Raw genomic sequence first — 19781 nt, 5'->3', positions numbered from 1 at the left:
CCTAGGCTCGGCCCCACGCTGCGTGATCTTGATCTTGAGGAGCCTTGAGGAGCCCGATGTCAGCCGACAGCAAGCAGCCCCAGCCGCCCGAGGACGGGGCCGCCACCACCGCCGACTCGACCTCGCTCCTGCTCTCCCACGCCCGGCTCACCGACGGACGCACCGTGGACGTGCGGCTCGTCGGCGGCCGCATCGAGGCCGTCGGCACCGCGGGCAGCCTCACTGCCGTGGGCGCGCGCGTGGACCTCGCCGGCTACCTCCTGCTGCCCGCCGCCGCCGAACCCCACGCCCACGCCGACACGGCGCTCTCCGCCGACACCCCGGGCCCCGTCTCGTACGCCCCCGAGGACGTGCAGCGGCGGGCCACCGAGGCGGCGCTGCTCCAGCTCGGCCACGGCGCGACGGCGCTCCGCGCGCACGTGCGCATCGGCGACGTCCACGGGCTCGGCCCGCTCGAAGCGGTGCTCCAGGCCCGGCGCTCGCTGCGCGGCCTCGCCGACCTGACGGCGGTCGCCGTGCCCCGGCTGCTCACCGGCGTCGCGGGCGCGGACGGGCTCGCGATGCTGCGGGACGCGGTGAAGATGGGCGCCGGCGTGGTGGGCGGCTGCCCGGACCTCGACCCGGACCCCGCCGGGTACGTGGAGGCCGTCCTGGAGGCCGCCGCAGAACACGGCGTCCCGGTCGACCTGCACACCGACGGGGACGACCCGGCGCGGCTCGCCCGGCTCGCGGCGATGGCCGGCGGGCTGCGGCCCGGGGTGACGATCGGGCCGTGCGCGGGGCTCGCCCGGCTTCCCGCGGACGCGGCCCGGCGGGCGGCGGACCAGCTGGCGGCGGCCGGCGTGACCGTGGTCTGCCTGCCCCAGGGCGGCTGCGGGGCGACCGAGGTGCGCGGCACCGCCCCCGTACGGCTGCTGCGGGCGGCCGGGGCGCGGGTCGCGGCGGGCAGCGGGGCGCTGCGGGACGTGGCCAACCCGGTGGGGCGCGGGGACCCGCTGGAGGCGGCCTACCTCCTTGCCTCGCTCGGCGGGCTGCCGCCCGAGGAGGCGTACGGGGCGGTGAGCACGCACGCGCGTGAGGCGATGGGCCTGCCGGAGGTGCGGGTGGAGGCCGGCTTCCCGGCGGAGCTGCTCGCGGTGCGGGGCGAGCGCCTGGCGGGCGTGCTGTCCCTCGCGTACAGCCGGATCGTGGTGCACCGGGGGCGGGTGGTGGCCCGGACGAGCGCGGTGCGGGAGTACTGCGATTCGGCGGCGGCCCTGGACCTGCCACGGCAGGCGCGGCCCGAGCGCCCGGAGCGCACGGAGCGGCCGGAGCGGCCGCCCGAGCCGGGAAGCCCTCCGGCCGGACCCGACGTACGGTCGTGAGTATGCGCATCGTCATCGCTGGGGGACACGGACAGATCGCCCTGCGCCTGGAGCGGCTGCTCTCGGCGGCGGGCCACGAGGTCGCGGGGATCATCCGCAACCCGGAACAGGACGACGACCTGCGGGAGGCGGGCGCTGAGCCCGTCGTGCTCGACCTGGAGTCGGCGTCGGTCGAGATGGTCGCCGCGGTGCTCCAGGGCGCCGACGCGGCCGTCTTCGCGGCGGGCGCGGGCCCGGGCAGCGGCGCCGCCCGCAAGGACACGGTGGACCGGGCGGCCGCGGTGCTGTTCGCTGACGCGGCGGAACGCGCGGGCGTGCGGCGCTACCTCGTCGTCTCCTCGATGGGCGCGGACGCCTCCCACCCGGGGAACGAGATCTTCGACGCCTACCTGCGCGCGAAGGGTGCGGCCGACGACGACGTCCGCGCCCGTACGGCCCTGGACTGGACGATCCTGCGACCCGGCTCCCTGACGGACGACGCGGGCACGGGCATGGTCCGCCTGGAGGCCCGCACGGGCCGCGGGCCGGTCCCGAGGGACGACGTGGCCGCGGTCCTCGCCGAACTCATCGACACCCCGGCGACGGCCGGCCTCACCCTGGAACTGATCGCCGGCTCGGTCCCGCTCTCGGTGGCCGTGAAGGACGTGGCCGGCAACTGACGCCGATCGTCTCCGGAAACGAGTGAAGGTCCCCGGTGTGAACACCGGGGACCTTCTTCACGTGGCGACGCCAGGATTCGAACCTGGGTAGGCTAAGCCGACGGATTTACAGTCCGCTCCCATTGGCCACTCGGGCACATCGCCATGGGTTCGCTGCCTTGGTCCACCGCGTTTCTGCGGTGTTCCCCGGCAACGACGTAAACAATACCTGATCCCCGGGGGTGGTTCGCCACCCGGTTGATCAGCGGTTCGGCCGGCGGCTCACCCCCTAGGCTTTGGGGGTACCCCACAGCATCCGAGCAAGGAGCCACGAGTCATGGCCGACTCCAGTTTCGACATCGTCTCCAAGGTCGAGCGGCAGGAGGTCGACAACGCCCTCAACCAGGCCGTGAAGGAGATCTCCCAGCGCTACGACTTCAAGGGAACCAACGCCTCGATCTCCTGGTCGGGCGAGAAGATCCTGATGCAGGCGAACGGCGAGGAGCGCGTCATGGCGATCCTCGACATCTTCCAGTCCAAGCTGATCAAGCGCGGGATCTCGCTCAAGTCGCTGGACGTCGAGGGCGAGCCGCAGCTGTCCGGCAAGGAGTACAAGCTCTTCGCCTCCGTCCAGGAGGGCATCTCCCAGGAGAACGCCAAGAAGGTCGCGAAGGCCATTCGCGACGAGGGCCCCAAGGGCGTCAAGGCGCAGGTCCAGGGCGACGAGCTGCGGGTCAGCTCGAAGAGCCGGGACGACCTGCAGGCCGTGCAGGCGCTGCTCAAGGGCAAGGACTTCGACTTCGCGATCCAGTTCGTGAACTACCGCTGACCCCGTAGCGGGTCATGAGGGCGGTGTCCGAATACCGCCAGCCCCGGGCTCGCCGGTCCCCGCACACTGGGTCTCAGGAAGACCCGTACGGGGAGAGGAACCAGCCATGACCGTGTACGCGTACGTCGACGGCCCCCTGGGCGAGATGCTCCTCGTCGGACAGCTCGCCGAAGGGGGCCGAGCCGTGCTGCGCTCGCTGTCCCTGCCGGGGCAGAAGGGCGCCGTCGAGGTCGAGGACGGCTGGACGCTCGCACCCGGGGCGTTCGCCGAGGCCGCCGGGCAGCTGGGCGAGTACTTCGCCGGCCGCCGGGACCGGTTCGACCTGCCGCTCGCCGACGACGCCGGGACCGCGTTCCAGCGGCGCGTCTGGCGGGCCCTGGAGGAGATCCCGTACGGGACGACCGTCTCGTACGGGGAGATCGCCCGGCGCGTCGGGTCGGCCGGCTCCGGAGTACGGGCCGTGGGCACCGCGATCGGGCGCAATCCGCTGCTCGTGGTGCGGCCCTGCCACCGGGTGATCGGCGCCGACGGGAGCCTGCGCGGGTACGCCGCCGGCCTTGAGCGCAAGGAGCGGCTCCTGGGGCTCGAAGGGACCCTCACCGGGACCCTCGCGTGACCGAGGGGCTGTTCCCCCGCGAGCGGGCCGAGATCGCGCCCGGGGCGGTGCACGTGCCCGCGTGGCTCCCGTTCGCGCGGCAGCGGGAGCTGGTCGACGCCTGCCGGGAATGGGGGCGCGGGCCGTACCCGTACCGGCAGACCGTGCTGCCCGGCGGCGGCGTGATGTCGGTGCGCTCGCTGGCCCTGGGGCGGCAGTGGGTGCCGTACCGCTACCTCGACACGCTCGGGGTCCCGCTGCCGGAGTGGCTGGTCGCCCTCGGCCGGGACGCCCTCGTCGAGGCCTACGGCGAGCACGGCGGCTTCACCCCCGACACCGCGCTCGTGAACTTCTACGCGCCCGGCGCGCGGATGGGCATGCACCAGGACCGGGAGGAGCGCTCCGGGGCGCCGGTGGTGTCGCTGAGCCTCGGGGACCGGTGCGTGTTCCGCTTCGGGAACGAGGAGAACCGCGGCCGGCCGTACCAGGACGTCGATCTGGTCTCCGGGGACCTCTTCGTCTTCGGCGGGGCTTCGCGGTGGGTTCACCACGGGGTTCCCCAGGTGTTCCCGGGGACGGCCGACCCGGCGCTCGGCCTGGCCGGGCGGCTGAACATCACGCTCAGGGAGACCGGACTCAGCGTCTAATGTGCGGAGCATGACACCGGAACTGCGCCGCTCGCTGGGCCTCTTCGACGCGGTCGTGATCGGGCTCGGCTCGATGATCGGCGCGGGGATCTTCGTCGCGCTCGGGCCCGCGGCGGACGCCGCCGGTTCCGGACCCGGACTGCTCTGGGCGCTCGGGCTCGCCGCCGTCGTCGCGTACTGCAACGCCATGTCCTCGGCGCGGCTCGCCGCCCGCTACCCGGCCTCCGGCGGCACGTACGTGTACGGTCGCGAACGTCTCGGCTCCTTCTGGGGGTACCTGGCCGGCTGGGCGTTCGTCGCCGGCAAGACCGCCTCGTGCGCGGCGATGGCCCTCACCGTCGGTTCCTACGTGTGGCCGGAGCAGGCGCACGCGGTGGCCGTCGCCGCGGTGGTGGCCCTGACAGCAGTCAACTACACGGGAGTTCAGAAGTCGGCGCTCCTCACCCGGGTGATCGTGACGCTCGTCCTGGCCGTCCTCGCGTGCGTGGCCACGGCCTCGCTCACGGCCGGCGGGACGGGGCTCTCGGCCCCCGGCGGAGAGCTCACCACCGGCGGGGGGCTCCAGGCCGCGGGTTTGCTCTTCTTCGCGTTCGCGGGGTACGCGCGGATCGCCACGCTCGGCGAGGAGGTCCGCGATCCGGCCCGCACGATCCCCCGCGCGGTGCCGCTCGCCCTCGGCATCACCCTCGCCGTCTACGCACTCGTCGCGGTGAGCGTGCTGACGGTCCTCGGCCCCTCCGCCCTCGCCTCCTCCCCCGCGCCGCTCGCCGACGCGGCCCGCGCGGCGGACGCCGACTGGCTGGTGCCGCTGGTCACGGCCGGAGCGGCGGTGGCCGCCCTGGGCTCGCTCCTCTCGCTGATCCTCGGGGTGTCCCGTACGACCCTGGCGATGGCCCGCGACGCGTACCTCCCGACGGCCCTCGCGGCCGTGCACCCGCGCTTCCAGGTCCCGCACCGGGCCGAGCTCGCGGTGGGCGCGGTGGTGGCCGTGGTGGCGGCGACGGTGGACGTGCGGGGCGCGATCGGCTTCTCGTCGTTCGGCGTCCTCGTCTACTACGGCATCGCGAACGCCTCGGCCTGGACCCTGGGCGGCCGCGACCGCGCCCTGGCCGCCCTGGGCCTCACCGGCTGCGGAGCCCTGGCCTTCGCCCTCCCCCTGGGCTCGGTCCTGGCGGGCTCGGGCGTGGTGGCGGCGGGCGTGGTGGCCTGGGCGATAAGCCGGGGGCGCGCGATCCCACCACATGCGTGAGCGGCTGGGCCTGGTTGTGGCCTCCACCCGTTGCGGCCGAGTCTTCGATGACCCGTTGTGGGCATTCGTTCCGCATGAGGGTCCCACGGTGATGTGCACGGGGTACTGATGTTGACAGGACAGTACCGGCGGACCCACCTCGAAAGGTGTCGATCATGAAGCTGTTCAACCTGCTGCTGAACATCATCTGGCTCGTCTTCTGCGGCATCTGGATGGCGATCGGCTACCTCGTCGCCGCGTTGATCTGCTTCGTTCTGATCATCACCATCCCCTTCGGTATCGCGTCCCTGCGTATCGCAGGCTTCGTCCTCTGGCCGTTCGGCCGCACCACTGTGGAGCGACCGGGCGCTGGAGCCGGGTCGGTCATCGGGAACGTGATCTGGGTGGTCTTCGCCGGGTGGTGGCTGGCCCTGGGACACCTGGTCACGAGCATCCCCCTGTTCCTGTCGATCATCGGAATCCCGTTCGGCTGGGCCAACCTGAAACTGATCCCGATCTCACTCATGCCGCTGGGACGCGAGGTGGTTCCGTCAGATCAAGGCTTCGGTGGACGTTAAGACGTCAGCCCGAACCCTGAGTCATCCGGCCCGTCGCGCCCCCAGGATCATTCGGCACGCCCAGTGACACCTGGGCATAGCCCCCATCCCGGAACACGAACACGGTCGACTCCGTGTCGTACTCGTGCCGCAGAAAGCCCCCGTGTCCCGGGACTGCCACATGCGGGGTCACCAGCGCCAGTAGGGCATCGAGGAGCGGCAGATTGTCATCGACCCAGTAGTTGCGTGCGAAGACTTCCCACATCGGGCGGCCGAGCTCGTCCACCCTCTCCGATCTCCGCATGGTCGCCGTATCCCCTCCCGGCAGCTCGCTGCCGGGATACGTGAGGAAGAGCGGCCAGGGATGCTCCTCCTCGTCAAGGTCCTCCGGACAGTCGGAGTCCACGCCCAGATGCCAGAGGCAGGCGGCCAGCACAGCCTCGGGAGTGTCGCTGCGCAGGAAGCAGCTCAAGACGATCTCGTAGTGCTCACTCATGCGGCACATCATGAGACCGCTCACTGGCAGAACCCTGGAAACGCCGACGGCACGTCAGATACCCGAGCTACCTTGGAAGCTCAGACAAAACGCCCCGGCAGCGGCTGGCACCGCCCCGGGGCTGGCCGACTGATTGGGAGTCGACGTGTCCCATGTAAGCACACCCCTGTCTTCGGACGTCGAGACCGACGCATGCGCGGCCGATACACGCACCTCGCGTGCGGTCGACTACCTACGCGTATCGACTGAGGAGCAGAAGAAGGGCTACGGCGTAGCCCGGCAGAGCCGCAAGACGACCCGACACATCGCACTCAAGCAGTGGACCCATATCGGCACCTACAAAGACGAGGGAGTCTCGGGTTCTCTGGAAGCTGCCGACCGCCCTGACCTGAAGCGGCTCATGGATGCCGCCCAGCGGACTCCACGTCCCTTCGACATCGTGGTCGTGCCGGACGGTCGTGTGATCGGTCGCAAGAGTCGTGCCTTCTGGCGCTGGGTCTGGGCTCTGGAAGACATCGGCGTCTTCGTCGCCGTCGTCGCGGACGACTACGACAACACCACCGCTGAGGGCCGCAAGAAGATGCGACGCGATGCGGACTACGCCGAGACCGAGTGGGAGATGGTCCGCGACCGCACTCAGGGCGGCCTGCAGGAGAAAGCGGAGCGGACGCCGGCCGCACACATCGGCGGGCCCGCCCCCTACGGCTACCGCATCGCCGACAAGGGGACCCCCGGTTCGCACCTGGTGATCGACGAGGACGAGGCGAAGGTCATCAAGCACGTGTACGACCTCGTGGTCGGCGAAGGGCTCAATCTCCGCAGGGCCACCATCCGCCTGATCAGCGAAGGGATCACGGCACGCTCCGGCAGGGCATGGACGCGGGACAATCTCCGAGACCGCATCATGTCGGCACCCGTACTCGATGCCGTGCTGGTCTTCCGTGGGAAGCATGCCGAGAGGGACGAGAACGGCGACCCCGTCTGGGGAGACTCCGTCCGGATCGAGTTGCCTCGAATCCTGACCGAAGAACAGAGCACCGAGCTACGACGCAAGGTCGCCGAGACAGCGAAGAGCAGCAGTGGCCAACGATGGAACTACCCGCTCAGCGGCCGCATCGTCAGCCTTTGCGGCAGGACTCACTCGGGGTTCGGCTATTCCTCAGGCCGGGAGGTGGCTCGGTTCTACCGGTGCACGGGCAACGCGCCCAGGGAGCTCGCCCAAGAGCCCTGTCACTGCTCTCGCATCGATGCGGACGCCCTTGAAAAGCATGTCTGGAAGCACGTCACCGAGATCGCGAGCAACAGCGAAATGCTCCGAGGGCCGGCTGTCGAGCAGATCGGGATGGCGGCAGGGGACACAGTGGCCCTGGCTGACCGGATCGCCGGCCTCGACCAGCAGATTGAGGGAATGAACGCCTCGATCGCGGCCGTCATCGCCGTAGCAGCCGAACAGTCCAGGTCATCGGATGCCATCGAGGCGGCCACAGCAGTCCTGAACCGCGAACTTCAACAGCTCCAGAACCTGCGCGATGAGGCGACCGAATGGCTGGCCGAGAGGGAAGCGTCTGATCGGCGGGCCCGTGATCTCATCGCGCTGGCGGACACGGCGCAGAAGTCGTTCCCCGACGTGCCCCCTGAGCAGCAAGCGGCCATCCTGTCCATGCTGGAACTGAAGGTCACCGTCACCGGCCCTGTTCCCCGCGACCGACGCGCCGGCGTCCCCTGCACCGTGAGGGCCTGGTACGCCATGGCCGCCCTCGACGTACCCGCTGCCCCGCTCGCGGACGAGGAATGGGCGAGGGTCTCTGCCCTCCTCCCGAAGGGACGCAGGGACACCGTCCGCCGGTCCGTGGACGCCATCTTCTACAAGGCCCGCACCGGCAAGTCATGGCCCGACGTGATCAAGGAGACCGGAGCCACCATCCAAGCTTCGAAGCATTTCAATGCCTGGACGTGCGACGACACCTGGAGCCGCGTGAACGCTGCGCTCGCGGACGTGGAACGGATCTCTCTCCCGGAGATCCGGCTACTGCCCCCGATGGTCATCGAAGGTCGAGCCACCTGACGTTCAGGATCGTTTTCACGGGCGTCGACCTGCCATCTGTTCGAGCCGGGCGATGCGCTCGGCCATCGGCGGATGGGTGGAGAACATCTTCGACAACCCCTGCCCGGGCCGGAAGGGGTTCGCGATCATCATGTGGCTCGCCGCCTCGATCCTCGGCTCGGGCGGCAGGGGCAGCTGCTTCGTGCCGGCCTCCAGCTTCCGCAGGGCGCCGGCGAGGGCCAGCGGGTCTCCGGTGAGCTGGGCGCCGGACGCGTCGGCCTCGTACTCCCGGGAGCGGGAGATGGCGAGCTGGATGACCGAGGCGGCGATCGGGCCGAGGACGAGGACCAGCAGGTAGCCGAGGATGCCGGGGCCGTCGTCGTCGTTGGAGCGGCCGACGGGGATCAGCCAGGCGAAGTTGACCAGGAACATGATCACGGAGGCGAGCGCTCCGGCGACCGAGGAGATCAGGATGTCCCGGTTGTAGACGTGGCTCAGCTCGTGCCCGATGACCCCGCGCAGCTCGCGCTCGTCGAGGATCGCGAGGATGCCCTCGGTGCAGCAGACGGCGGCGTTGCGCGGGTTGCGGCCGGTCGCGAAGGCGTTGGGCGCCTGGGTGGGCGAGATGTAGAGCCGGGGCATGGGCTGGCGCGCCTGCGTGGAGAGCTCGCGCACCATCCGGTACAGAGCGGGGGCCTCGAATTCGCTCACCGGGCGGGCCCGCATGGCCCGCAGCGCCAGCTTGTCGCTGTTCCAGTAGGCGTACGCGTTGGTGCCGAGCGCCACGACGAGCGCGACGATCAGCCCCGTACGCCCGAAGAAGCTGCCGATGACGATGATGAGGGCCGAGAGCCCTCCGAGGAGGACCGCGGTCCTCAGCCCGTTGTGCCGGCGGTGCACGGTACGCCCTCCAGGTGGTGCGGCGGGGGAACCCTCGTCCTCGTGGTCGTCTACTCGTCCAGTGGACCCTCCCGTAGAGGTCAACGCCAGGCGGGAGGTTCGGGTTCCCCGGCTCGCACGGGGTGCCGTGTGGGCCGTACGGGTGATCAGCGCGCGGCGGGGATCTTCTCCAGGCCGAAGACGGTGGGCTCGACCTCGCTGGTGCAGTGGGCGCAGCGGGAGGCGATGGCCGGGATCTCGGTGAAGCAGCGGGGGCAGTCGCGCTTCTCCGACTTGGGGTCCTTCGCCTCCTCCTTGGCGAACTTCTCCTGGATCTTCGTCATGGGGACGACGATGAGGAAGTAGAGGACCGCGGCGGTGATCACGAACGCTATGGCGGCGGCGATCGCCAGACCGTAGGGGAAGTCGGTCTTGCCGATGCTGAACTTGGCCTCGCTGAAGTCGCCGACCGAGCCCGTCGCCAGGCCGATGAGCGGGGTGATGAACGCCTTGCTGAAGCCGGTGACGACGGCCGTGAACGCCGAGCCGATGGCCAGACCGATGGCCATCGAGACGACGTTCCCGCGAAGTATGAAGTCCTTGAATCCGTTCAGCACGGGGTGTTGCTCCTCGGTGTTCTCTGGGGGGTCAGAACAGGGTGGTCGCCGCGAAGCGGAGGACGAACTGCGGGTAGCCCGACAGGACGACTCCGGCGGCGGCGGTCAGTGCGATCGCCAGGGTGACCGGCGCGGGGGCCTTGTGGGGGGCCTTCTCGACGGTCCCTTCCGGTGCGCGGAAGAGCAGGGCCGTCCAGCGCAGGTAGTAGTACAGCGCGATCACGACGTTGACGCCCATGATCACGGCCAGCCACCCGAGGCCCGCGTCGACGGCCGCCGAGAAGACGGTCACCTTGGCGAAGAGGCCGATGATACCCGGGGGCAAACCGGCCAGATTCAGGAGGAAGAACCCGAGGGTGAGGGCGGCGCCGGGGCTCGTGGCGTACAGGCCGCGGAAGTCGGAGATCCGGGTCTCGGGGTGCGTACGGGCGACGAGCGCGACGACGGCGAAGGCGCCGAGGTTCACGACGGCGTACATGAGGGCGTACGCGACGGTGGCGCCGATCTGGTCGTCGCTGGAGTACGCGGCGGCCGCGATCGGCACCAGGAGGTAGCCGGCCTGGGCGACGGAGGACCAGGCGAGCAGCCGGACGGCACTGCGCGCGCGCGTGGACACCTGGCGGAGCGCGGCGACGTTTCCGGCGGTCATGGTGAGCGCGGCGAGGGCGGCGAGCGCCGGGCCCCACACGTCCGCGTACGAGGGGAAGGCGACGACGGTCACCAGGATGAGGCCGGTGAAGCCGACGGCCTTGCCGACGACGGAGAGGTAGGCGGCGACGGGCAGCGGGGCGCCGACGTAGGTGTCGGGGACCCAGAAGTGGAAGGGGACGGCGGCCGTCTTGAAGGCGAAGCCGACGAGGGTGAGGGCGACGCCGGCCTCGGCGAGGGTCTGGAGCTGCCCGGGGACGTCGTCGAGGAGCTGGGCGATCTCCGTGAGGTGGAGGGTGCCGGTCGCCGCGTACACGAAGCTCACGCCGAGGAGGGTGACGGCGGTCGCGGTGACGGAGGAGAGGAAGAACTTGAGCGCGGCCTCGCCGGACATGCGGTCGCCGCGCTTGAGGCCGACGAGCGCGAAGGCCGGCAGCGAGGCCACTTCGAGGGCGACGACGAGGGTCGCCAGGTCGCGGGAGGCGGGCAGCAGGGCGGCGCCGGCGGCCGAGGACAGCAGCAGGAACCAGAACTCGCCGGCCGGGAGCCTCTCGCGGGTCGCCTCCATGGAGAGGAGCGCGGTGAGCAGCGCTCCGGCGAGGACGAGGAGCTGGATGACGAGGGTGAACTCGTCGGCGGTGTAGCTGCACGCCTTGACCTGGGTGGCGGCGCTGAGGCAGAAGGTCTCCCGGTCGCCGGACCGCAGGGGCAGGAGGAGGGCGAGGGAGGCGGTGAGGCCGCCGATCGCGGTCCAGCCGAGGAGCTGCTTGCGCTCCTGCGGGAGGAAGAGGTCGGCGACGAGGACGACGAGCGCGACCACGGCGGTGAGGGTCGGGGGCGCGATCGTGAGCCAGTCGACGGACTGGACGAGGGACGTCATCGGGGTCCTCCCGCGAGGAGCTGCTGGACGGCCGGGTCGGTGAGGCCGAGGAGGACGGCGGGCCAGAGTCCGGCGAGGACGGTGAGGGCGACGAGCGGGGTCCAGGCGGCGAACTCGTAGCCCTGGACGTCGGCGATCGCCGTCTCCCCCGCGGGTCGCGGGCCGCCCATGCAGACGCGGCGGACGACGGCGAGGAGGTAGGCGGCGGTGAGGAGGGTGCCGAAGGCGCCGATCGCCATGAAGGTGAGGAAGGCGGGGCGGCTGAGGCCCTCGGCCGGGTCGAAGGCGCCGAAGAGGGCGAGCATCTCGCCCCAGAAGCCGGCGAGGCCGGGCAGTCCGAGGGAGGCGACGGCGGCGAACGCGAGGAGGGCGCCGAGGCGGGGGGCGCGGCCGTAGAGGGCGGCGCCGGTGGCTCCGGCGAGGGTGTCGAGGTCGGCGGTGCCGTAGCGGTCCTTGACGGCGCCGACCAGGAAGAAGAGCAGTCCGGTGACGAGGCCGTGGGCGATGTTGGCGAAGAGGGCGCCGTTGACCCCGGTGGGGGTCATGGTGGCGATGCCGAGGAGCACGAAGCCCATGTGGCCGACGGAGGAGTACGCGATGAGGCGCTTGAGGTCGCCCTTGTTGCCGGGCTTCGCGAGGGCGAGGCAGGCGAGCGATCCGTAGATGATCCCGGCGACGGCGAAGGCCGCGAGGTAGGGGGCGAAGGTCGCCATGCCGTCGGGGGCGATCGGCAGGACGATCCGGACGAACCCGTACGTGCCCATCTTGAGCAGGACGCCGGCGAGGAGGACGGAGCCGACGGTCGGGGCGGCGGTGTGGGCGTCCGGGAGCCAGCTGTGCAGCGGCCACATCGGGGTCTTCACGGCGAGCCCGAGACCGATCGCGAGAACGGCGATGACCTGCACCGATGTGGTGAGTCCGCGGCCGTTGTCAGTGGCGAGTGCCACCATGTCGAACGTGCCCGCCTTCAGACCGATGAGGAGCAGGCCGAGCAGCATGACGACGGAGCCGAGCAGCGTGTAGAGGATGAACTTCCAGGCGGCGGCCTGCCTGCCCTCGCCGCCCCAGCGGGCGATGAGGAAGTACATCGGGATGAGGACCATCTCGAAGGCCAGGAAGAACAGGACGAGGTCGAGGACGGCGAAGGTGGCGAGGGTGCCGGACTCCAGGACGAGCAGCAGGGCGACGAAGGCCTTCGGGGACGGGCCCGCGGCCCGCGGCGTCAGCCGCTGATGTTGCTGTTTGAAGTAGCTGTAGAGCGCGCAGAGGAAGGTCAGCAGCGCGGTCAGGACCAGGAGGGGGAGGGAGATGCCGTCGACACCGAGGTGGATCCGCACGTCGAGTGCCCTGATCCAGCTGATGTCCGTCGTGGCCTGCATCCTCGACGGATGGTCGTGGTCGAAGCCGAGCGCGAGGACGAGCGCGGCCAGCAGGATGACGCCGGTGACGGTGACGCCGTGGCGGAGCACGGCCTGGTCGGGTGACTTCCCCTTCAGTCCGGGCGGGGCCGGGAGGAGAGCGGCGGCGGCGCCGAGGAGCGGGCCGGCGACGATCAACGCCAGGAGGAACTGCATCACGGATTCGCTGATATCGATCACGGCTCACGCTCCGGCGACGGCGTTGGCGAGGACGACGGCGACGATCGCCAGGACGACGGAGCCGGCGAGCAGGGCGCTCAGGTAGGTCTGCACGTTGCCGGTCTGGGCGCGGCGGACGAGCCAGCCGAGCCCCTTGGCGGAGCTCCCCGCGGCGCTGACGTACGTGTCGACGACCTCGCGGTCCAGGAAGCGGACCAGGGAGGCGGCGGCGAGTACGGGGCGGACGAAGGCGGTCCGGTAGACGGCGTCCAGGTGGAAGCCGTCGGCGGCCGCGCCGTGCAGCGGCCCCAGGAGGGCGCGGCCGGGGTCGGCCGGGTCCTCGGCGGGGTGCGGCAGGTGCAGCGCCTCGGCCTCGACCTGACCCGCCTCGGCGTCCGGGTGGGCGACGTGCGGGACGGGGGCCGCGACCGGGGTGCGGGCGGCGAGGGTGCGCCAGACCGCGTAGGTGATGACGGCTCCGGCGGCTGCGAGACCGGTGCCGAGGACGGCGGTGGTCAGGGTCGGGGTCAGCGGGTGCCCGTCGAACCAGTCGTCGAGGTAGGTGACGGTCAGACCGAAGCCGAGGGAGGGGATCGCGAGGACCCACAGGACGCTCGTCATGGCGATCGGCTGGCGGCCGTGGTCGGGGGCTTCGGGGCCGCGGCCGCGGAAGGTCCGCAGCCAGAGGCGGAGCGCGTACGCGGCGGTCAGCAGGGCCGTGAGCAGTCCGGCGACGAGGACGATCCAGCCGGCGCCGGCGGGGGCGACGTCCCGCTCGCCGAGGGCGGTGTGCTCGGCGGCCACGAGGACGGCTTCCTTGGAGAAGAAGCCGGCGAAGGGCGGGATCGCGGCGAGCGCGAGCAGGGCGACGGTCATCGTCCAGTACGCGTCGGGGATGCGCTTCGCGAGGCCGCTCATGCGGGACATGGCGGTGAGCGAGTTCGTACCGGCGGCGTGGATGACCGCGCCGGCGGCGAGGAACAGGAGCGCTTTGAACGCGGCGTGCGAGAGGAGGTGGAAGACGGCGGCCCCGCGGTCGCCGACGGCGAGGGCGCCGGCCATGTAGCCGAGCTGGCCGATCGTCGAGTAGGCGAGGACCCGCTTGATGTCGTCCTGGGCGAGCGCGGCGAGCCCCGAGCCGACCATCGTGATCGCGGCCATGACGGCCAGCACGGTCATCGCGGCGGCGGAGGCGGCGAAGACGGGCAGCAGCCGGGCGACGAAGTAGATGCCGGCGGCGACCATCGTCGCCGCGTGGATGAGCGCGGAGACGGGGGTGGGGCCGGCCATGGCGTCCGGGAGCCAGGTGTGGAGCGGGAACTGCGCGGACTTGCCCGCGACGCCTGCGAGCAGCAGCAGCGCGATCAGGGTGGGGTGGTCGATGCCGCCGCTCGCGACGGCGCCGAGGACGCCCGTGATCCGGAACGTGCCGGCGTCGGCGCCGAGCGCGAAGAGACCGATGAGGAAGGGGACGTCACCGAGCTTGGTGACGAGGAAGGCCTTGAGGGAGGCGGACCGTGCCTCGGGGGTCTCCCAGTAGTGGCCGACGAGGAAGTACGAGCAGATGCCCATGATCTCCCAGCCGACCAGGAGCACCATCAGGTCGCCGGAGTAGACGACGACCAGCATCGCGGAGGTGAAGAGGGAGACGAGCGCGGCGTACGAGGGGTAGCGCGGGTCGTCGCGGAGGTAGCCGGTCGAGTAGATCTGCACGCAGGTCGCGACCACGCCGACGAGGACGGCGACGAGCGCGGCGAAGCCGTCGACGTGAAGGGCCAGATCGATGGGGACGGAGCCCGTGGGCGTGAGCTGAGTGGACGCGTCGATCGCCTGGCCCCCGCCCTGGCGGGCGGCGACGACGGCGGCCAGGACCGCGGCGGCCAGCGTCGGCAGCACGGCCAGCGGGCGGACGAAGCCGGGCGCGGTGCGGCCGAGCAGGAGTCCGGCGGCGGAGCCGAGGAAGGGGAGGAGGGGGACGAGGACGGCGAGGGTGGTCGTGGTCACGCGGCGGCCTCGGCCTTCTCCTCGGCGGACGGCTGTTCCCCGGCCGCCGGCTGTTCCTTGGTGTCGCGGAGCCGGTCGATGTCCGAGGTGCCGCGGTTGCGGTGGACCATCAGGACGATGGAGAGACCGATGCCGATCTCCGCGGCGGCGATGGCGATGGTGAAGAGGGTGAGCGCCTGGCCGGCGTGGAGGGTGTCGCGGAGCCAGACGTCGAAGGCGACCAGGTTGAGGTTGACGGCGTTGAGCATCAGCTCGACGGACATCAGGACCAGGATCGCGTTGCGCCGGGCGAGGACGCCGTACAGGCCGACGGCGAAGAGGAGGGCGGCGAGGACGGCCGGGTAGGCGAGGTGCATCAGCTCTCGTCCTCCTTCTTCTTCCGGGAGAGGACGATCGCGCCGACCAGGGCGGCGAGGAGCAGCACCGACAGCGCCTCGAAGGGCAGCACCCAGTGCTGGAAGAGAATCTGGCCGGTGACGTCCGTGGAGCCCTGGGCGGGCCCGTCGAGATCGATCCAGGTCGTGCGGAAGGCGTCGACGACCACCCAGACGAGGGCGGCCGCGGCGGCCAGCGCGACGGCGAGGGCGACCGGCCGGTTGCCGGAGTCGGCGTCCGGGGAGCGGCCGATGGGGGCCTTGGTGAGCATGAGACCGAAGAGGAGGAGGACGACGACGGAACCGACGTAGATCAGGACCTGGACCCAGGCGATGAACTCGGCGGTCAGGAGGAGGTACTCGACGGCGAGCCCGCCGAGCGCCACGACCAGCCAGAGGGCGGCGTGCACCAGCTGGCGGGTGGTGACGGTGACGAGGGCGGCGCCGAGGGTGGCGATGCCGACGAGGAGGAAGGCGACCTCGACGCCGGTGGGCGAGAGGAAGCCGTGGGTTGCCGCTTGGGCTGCTGCGAGGGTCACTGCTGGTCCTCCGTGGCTGCCGCCTCCGTGGCCGCCGCCTGCGCGGCGGCGGCCTTCTCCGCCGCCTTGCGGGCCGCGGCGATCTCCTTCGGCTCCTCCGCTCGCGGGTCGAGCGCGGGCGGCTCGGGGACCGTCCACATCCACTCGCGGAGCTTGTCGCGCTCGTGGGTGAGCTCGTGGATGTCGGTCTCCGCGTACTCGAACTCGGGCGACCAGAACAGGGCGTCGAAGGGGCAGACCTCGATGCAGATCCCGCAGTACATGCAGAGCGAGAAGTCGATGGCGAAACGGTCGAGGACGTTCCGGCTGCGCTCGCGGCCGCCGGGGGCGGCGGGCGGCACCGTCTCCTTGTGGGAGTCGATGTAGATGCACCAGTCGGGGCACTCACGGGCGCAGAGCATGCAGACCGTGCAGTTCTCCTCGAACAGGCCGATGACCCCGCGGGTGCGGGGCGGGAGCTCGGGCTGCACCTCGGGGTACTGCGCGGTGACGTTCTTGCGCGTCATCGTGCGGAGGGTGACGGCGAGGCCCTTGGCCAGGCCGGAGCCGGGGATGGGCATCAGCTGATCGCCACCTTCACGATGCCGGTGAGCGCGATCTGCGCGAGCGCGAGCGGGACGAGGGTCGTCCAGGCGAGCTTCTGGAGCTGGTCCTCGCGCAGGCGCGGGTAGCTCACCCGCAGCCAGATCACGACGAACGCGAGGACGGCCGTCTTGAGGAGGGTCCAGACCCAGCCGAGGCCGTCGGCGCCGAAGGGGCCGTGCCAGCCGCCGAGGAAGAGGACGGTGGTGAGACCGCAGAGGACGACGATGCCCGCGTACTCGGCGAGCAGGAACAGCGCGAAACGGAGACCGGTGTACTCCGTGTACGCGCCGAAGATGATCTCCGAGTCGGCGATGGGCATGTCGAACGGGGGCCGCTGGAGCTCGGCGAGACCGGCGACGAAGAACACCAGGGCGCCGACGATCTGCCACGGCACCCACCACCAGTGGAAGCCGTTCAGGATGCCGGGCAGCGACACGGTGCCGGCCGCCATCGCCACGGACGCGGCGGCGAGCAGCATCGGCAGCTCGTACGCGAGGAGCTGGGCGGCGGTACGCAGGGCGCCGAGCAGCGAGAACTTGTTCGCGGACGCCCAGCCGGCCATCAGGCTGCCGAGGATGCCGACGCCCATGACCGCGAGCACGAAGAAGATGCCGGCGTCGACGACCTGCCCGACGGCGCCTTCGCTCGGCCCGATCGGGATCGCGAGCAGCACGAGCAGATACGGGAGGAGGGCGACGGCCGGCGCGAGCTGGAAGACGCGGCGGTCGGCGTCCTTCGGGACGACGTCCTCCTTCTGCGCGAACTTCACGCCGTCGGCGACGAGCTGCGCCCAGCCGTGGAAGCCACCGGCGTACATGGGGCCGAGCCGGCCCTGCATGTGCGCCATGACCTTGTGCTCGGTCTGCCCGACGACGAGCGGCAGCACGAGGAAGCACACGAAGACGACGACCAGCCGGAGGGCGACGTCCAGTACGTCGTTCACGCGGGATCGCCTCCGGCGGGGTCGGTGGGGGTGTCGGTGCCGTCCCGCGCGGGGGGCGGTTCGGTGGTGGTGCGGTCCCGGTCCTCGTCGGGACGGACGTCCGGAGCCTCGGCCGAGGCGGGGGCCTCGGGCTCGGGGGCCGGGGTGTCCTCGGGGGCTTCCGGCTCAGGCGCCGCGACCTGGGCCTCCGGCTCGGGGGCTTCTTCGTCGAAGGCCGGGCGGGCGTGGTGCCAGGGGGCGTCCGAGCTGCGGGTACGCGAGGCGGTGGCCGCCGCGCGAGGCTCCTCGCCGCTGGTCTCCGGGGCCGTCTGGCTCGCCGAGCCGTCCGACGCGGAGCGGGAGCGGCGCGGCGGGCGGGTCGGGGAGGCCGGGGGCTCCGTAGGCGTGTCCTGCTCCGGGGCCGTCTGGCTCGCCGAGCCCTCCGACGCGGAGCGGGAACGGCGGGCCGGGGCCGGCGGCTCCTGGGCCGTCTGGCTCGCCGAGCCTTCCGTGGCCGAGCGGGAGCGGCGTACCGGAGCACCCGGTTCCTGGGTCGGCGGGGTCTCGGGCGTCGCCTGGCTCGCCGAGCCCTCCGCGACCGTGCGGGTCCGGCGCACCGGGCGTTCGCCCGCTGCCGCGCGGGCCGGGCGGGCCGGGGCCGGGGGGAGCTGGCCCTTCAGGGGGCCCCATTCGTTGGGGTCCGGGACGCCCGGCGGGAGCATCTGGCGGCGCTTCGGACCGCCGTCGTGCGACTCGCCCGGCTCCTTCGCGCCCGGCCACGCCTTGGCGACCCGCGCCGCGAGGACGAAGTCCTTGCGCAGCGGGTGGCCCTCGAAGTTCTCGGGGAGGAGGAGGGGAACCAGGTGCGGGTGCCCCTCGAAGTCCACGCCGAACATCTCGTGGGTCTCGCGCTCGTGCCAGCCCGCGCCCGCGTACACCCCGATCGCCGTCGGCAGGACCGCCGCCTCGTGCGGGACCGTCGTGCGCAGGAGGAGGCGCTGCGGGTGGCCGGAGCCCAGCGCCACCACGTGCGCGCAGACGCGGAAGCCCGTGCCCGGCTCGTCCACCGCGCTCAGCCAGTCGAAGTACGTGCAGCCCAGGACGTCCCGGGCGGTGGAGAGGGCCGTGAGCCAGGAGGCCGGCGGGACGTCGACCGTCAGCAGGTCGTACGCCCGCTCCGCCGTCGCCTCCTCGCCGAAGATCTCCGTCACGGAGTCGGGGAGGGAGTCGTAGCCGGTCATGCCGTGCCTCCCGGCGGGGGCGTCAGCGGGCTCGTCAGCTGGCCGACCGTCGCGGCGGTCGCGTACCGCTCGGCCAGGCTCTCCCGGGCGATCTTCTCCTGGAGCTTGAGGATGCCCTGGAGCAGCGCCTCGGGGCGGGGCGGGCAGCCGGGGACGTAGACGTCGACCGGGATGATCTGGTCGACGCCCTTGGTGACCGAGTACGAGTCCCAGTACGGGCCGCCGCAGTTCGAGCAGGCGCCGAAGGAGATCACGTACTTCGGCTCCGGCATCTGCTCGTACAGACGCTTCACGGCCGGCGCCATCTTGTCCGTCACCGTGCCCGAGACGATCATCAGGTCGGCCTGGCGCGGGCCCGGCGCGAAGGGGATCACGCCGAGCCGGATGAAGTCGTGCCGGGCCATCGACGCGGCGATGAACTCGATCGCGCAGCAGGCGAGGCCGAAGTTGAAGACCCACAGGCTGTAGCGGCGGCCCCAGTTCAGGACCACCTTCATCGGCTCGGGAGCCAGGCGGGCGAGGGGCCCCAGCTTCGGGGCGGGGAGCGGGGTCACGTCCATGTCATGACGCCCTTCTTGTATGCGTAGAGCAGCCCCACGGCGAGGAAGCCCAGGAAGACGAACATCTCGACCAGGGTCGTGGCGCCGTAGCCGGGCGCCGCGAAGACGGTCGCCCAGGGGAAGAGGAAGATCGAGTCGACGGCGAAGATGACGTAGAGGAAGGCGTACACGTAGTAGCGGACCTGGGTGTGGGCCCAGCCCTCCCCGACGGGGTCGACGCCGCACTCGTAGGTGAGGAGCTTCTCGGGCGTCGGCACGACGGGCCTGAGCAGCCGGTTCGCCGTGAATGCCACGGCGACGAAGAGCACGCCGACGACGGCGAGCAGGCCGACGACGGAGTACGTCTGGAAGTAGTCCGCCGCGTCGGCCGCGACAACGGTCGGTTCCCGCACGTCCGCCCCTCGGTCTCGGTGTCTCATCAGTCACTTCTGTACGGACGCGAGTCTAGGCCCTGCTAAAGGGACGGTAAGCAGTCGCGGGTGCCTTCGACGTTGCCTCATGAGTAGCTTCGCGGGGGCCTGGCAGGTGTCCGGGCGGTGCGTCGCGAGACCTCCGCC

General features: G+C 71.5%; 21 protein-coding genes and 1 tRNA gene. 8 read left to right on the top strand and 14 right to left on the bottom strand.

Features of this window, described 5'->3' with window-relative positions; all coding sequences use genetic code 11:
- Positions 1-56: 56 nt before the first annotated feature.
- Both ACZ7HT_RS31220 and ACZ7HT_RS31215 read left to right on the top strand, forming a co-directional pair.
- Positions 57-1364, top strand: coding sequence for an amidohydrolase family protein (locus tag ACZ7HT_RS31220; protein ID WP_471171968.1), 1308 nt, complete (start codon positions 57-59; stop codon positions 1362-1364).
- A gap of 2 nt (positions 1365-1366) precedes the next feature.
- Positions 1367-2023 (top strand): NAD(P)H-binding protein, encoded by a 657-nt coding sequence (locus tag ACZ7HT_RS31215; RefSeq protein ID WP_471171966.1) that lies wholly within the window; start codon positions 1367-1369, stop codon positions 2021-2023.
- A gap of 62 nt (positions 2024-2085) precedes the next feature.
- Here the strand turns inward: ACZ7HT_RS31215 and ACZ7HT_RS31210 are convergent.
- Positions 2086-2167: transfer RNA gene (locus tag ACZ7HT_RS31210), tRNA-Tyr, on the bottom strand.
- A gap of 172 nt (positions 2168-2339) precedes the next feature.
- On the opposite strand from ACZ7HT_RS31210, the gene ACZ7HT_RS31205 reads away from it, so the two are divergent.
- The 5 genes from ACZ7HT_RS31205 to ACZ7HT_RS31185 all read left to right on the top strand — a co-directional run bounded on the left by ACZ7HT_RS31205 (position 2340) and on the right by ACZ7HT_RS31185 (position 5879).
- Positions 2340-2831, top strand: a complete 492-nt coding sequence (locus ACZ7HT_RS31205; RefSeq protein ID WP_030687924.1) for a YajQ family cyclic di-GMP-binding protein — start codon at positions 2340-2342, stop codon at positions 2829-2831.
- Positions 2832-2937: 106 nt separating this feature from the next.
- Positions 2938-3447: a methylated-DNA--[protein]-cysteine S-methyltransferase gene (locus tag ACZ7HT_RS31200; RefSeq protein WP_471171965.1), complete on the top strand. Its 510-nt coding sequence runs from the start codon at positions 2938-2940 to the stop codon at positions 3445-3447.
- A complete protein-coding gene (locus ACZ7HT_RS31195) occupies positions 3444-4073 on the top strand; it encodes an alpha-ketoglutarate-dependent dioxygenase AlkB family protein (protein WP_471171963.1) in 630 nt (209 codons plus the stop codon). Before ACZ7HT_RS31200 ends, ACZ7HT_RS31195 begins: the two co-directional genes overlap by 4 nt.
- 10 nt (positions 4074-4083) lie before the next feature.
- Positions 4084-5322, top strand: a complete 1239-nt coding sequence (locus ACZ7HT_RS31190) for an APC family permease (protein WP_471171961.1) — start codon at positions 4084-4086, stop codon at positions 5320-5322.
- Positions 5323-5477: 155 nt separating this feature from the next.
- Positions 5478-5879: a YccF domain-containing protein gene (locus tag ACZ7HT_RS31185; RefSeq protein WP_471171960.1), complete on the top strand. Its 402-nt coding sequence runs from the start codon at positions 5478-5480 to the stop codon at positions 5877-5879.
- Between the two features lie 4 nt (positions 5880-5883).
- Here ACZ7HT_RS31185 and ACZ7HT_RS31180 read toward each other — a convergent pair whose 3' ends face one another.
- A complete protein-coding gene (locus ACZ7HT_RS31180) occupies positions 5884-6354 on the bottom strand; it encodes a hypothetical protein (RefSeq protein ID WP_471171957.1) in 471 nt (156 codons plus the stop codon).
- Positions 6355-6499: 145 nt separating this feature from the next.
- Here ACZ7HT_RS31180 and ACZ7HT_RS31175 point away from each other — a divergent pair, with 145 nt between their 5' ends.
- Entirely contained in the window at positions 6500-8419 is a 1920-nt protein-coding gene (locus ACZ7HT_RS31175; RefSeq protein WP_471171956.1) for a recombinase family protein, read from the top strand.
- A 15-nt stretch (positions 8420-8434) separates the two neighbouring features.
- Here ACZ7HT_RS31175 and htpX read toward each other — a convergent pair whose 3' ends face one another.
- From htpX to ACZ7HT_RS31115, 12 genes are all read right to left on the bottom strand, one after another.
- On the bottom strand, positions 8435-9298 hold the full coding sequence (htpX, locus tag ACZ7HT_RS31170; protein ID WP_471171954.1) for a zinc metalloprotease HtpX: 864 nt from the start codon (positions 9296-9298) through the stop codon (positions 8435-8437).
- 146 nt (positions 9299-9444) lie between these two features.
- Entirely contained in the window at positions 9445-9894 is a 450-nt protein-coding gene (gene mscL / locus ACZ7HT_RS31165; protein ID WP_471171953.1) for a large conductance mechanosensitive channel protein MscL, read from the bottom strand.
- Between the two features lie 31 nt (positions 9895-9925).
- Complete coding sequence (locus tag ACZ7HT_RS31160; RefSeq protein WP_471171951.1) at positions 9926-11422, bottom strand: NADH-quinone oxidoreductase subunit N; 1497 nt, start codon at positions 11420-11422, stop codon at positions 9926-9928.
- On the bottom strand, positions 11419-13020 hold the full coding sequence (locus tag ACZ7HT_RS31155) for a complex I subunit 4 family protein (protein ID WP_471171949.1): 1602 nt from the start codon (positions 13018-13020) through the stop codon (positions 11419-11421). The genes ACZ7HT_RS31160 and ACZ7HT_RS31155 overlap by 4 nt, the downstream gene beginning before the upstream one ends.
- A gap of 3 nt (positions 13021-13023) precedes the next feature.
- The gene (locus tag ACZ7HT_RS31150; RefSeq protein WP_471171947.1) at positions 13024-15003 is read right to left on the bottom strand and encodes an NADH-quinone oxidoreductase subunit 5 family protein; all 1980 of its coding nucleotides are present in this window, start codon (positions 15001-15003) and stop codon (positions 13024-13026) included.
- Complete coding sequence (gene nuoK / locus ACZ7HT_RS31145; protein WP_116159398.1) at positions 15000-15359, bottom strand: NADH-quinone oxidoreductase subunit NuoK; 360 nt, start codon at positions 15357-15359, stop codon at positions 15000-15002. The genes ACZ7HT_RS31150 and nuoK overlap by 4 nt, the downstream gene beginning before the upstream one ends.
- Positions 15359-15916 carry an NADH-quinone oxidoreductase subunit J family protein gene (locus ACZ7HT_RS31140; RefSeq protein ID WP_471171946.1) on the bottom strand — a complete coding sequence of 186 codons (558 nt, stop codon included), beginning with the start codon at positions 15914-15916 and terminating at the stop codon, positions 15359-15361. The genes nuoK and ACZ7HT_RS31140 overlap by 1 nt, the downstream gene beginning before the upstream one ends.
- The gene (locus ACZ7HT_RS31135) at positions 15913-16479 is read right to left on the bottom strand and encodes a NuoI/complex I 23 kDa subunit family protein (protein WP_471172023.1); all 567 of its coding nucleotides are present in this window, start codon (positions 16477-16479) and stop codon (positions 15913-15915) included. Before ACZ7HT_RS31135 ends, ACZ7HT_RS31140 begins: the two co-directional genes overlap by 4 nt.
- Positions 16476-17444 (bottom strand): complex I subunit 1/NuoH family protein, encoded by a 969-nt coding sequence (locus ACZ7HT_RS31130; RefSeq protein ID WP_471171944.1) that lies wholly within the window; start codon positions 17442-17444, stop codon positions 16476-16478. The genes ACZ7HT_RS31135 and ACZ7HT_RS31130 overlap by 4 nt, the downstream gene beginning before the upstream one ends.
- Positions 17441-18664 (bottom strand): NADH-quinone oxidoreductase subunit C, encoded by a 1224-nt coding sequence (locus ACZ7HT_RS31125; protein WP_471171943.1) that lies wholly within the window; start codon positions 18662-18664, stop codon positions 17441-17443. Before ACZ7HT_RS31125 ends, ACZ7HT_RS31130 begins: the two co-directional genes overlap by 4 nt.
- The gene (locus ACZ7HT_RS31120) at positions 18661-19224 is read right to left on the bottom strand and encodes an NADH-quinone oxidoreductase subunit B (RefSeq protein ID WP_471171942.1); all 564 of its coding nucleotides are present in this window, start codon (positions 19222-19224) and stop codon (positions 18661-18663) included. Before ACZ7HT_RS31120 ends, ACZ7HT_RS31125 begins: the two co-directional genes overlap by 4 nt.
- On the bottom strand, positions 19215-19643 hold the full coding sequence (locus ACZ7HT_RS31115; protein ID WP_376588529.1) for an NADH-quinone oxidoreductase subunit A: 429 nt from the start codon (positions 19641-19643) through the stop codon (positions 19215-19217). Before ACZ7HT_RS31115 ends, ACZ7HT_RS31120 begins: the two co-directional genes overlap by 10 nt.
- Positions 19644-19781 lie beyond the last annotated feature (138 nt).

Source organism: Streptomyces sp. NPDC037410, from assembly GCF_055602235.1.
Note: the sequence above shows the minus strand (reverse complement) of the source record. Positions and strands in the feature narration are given on the sequence as shown.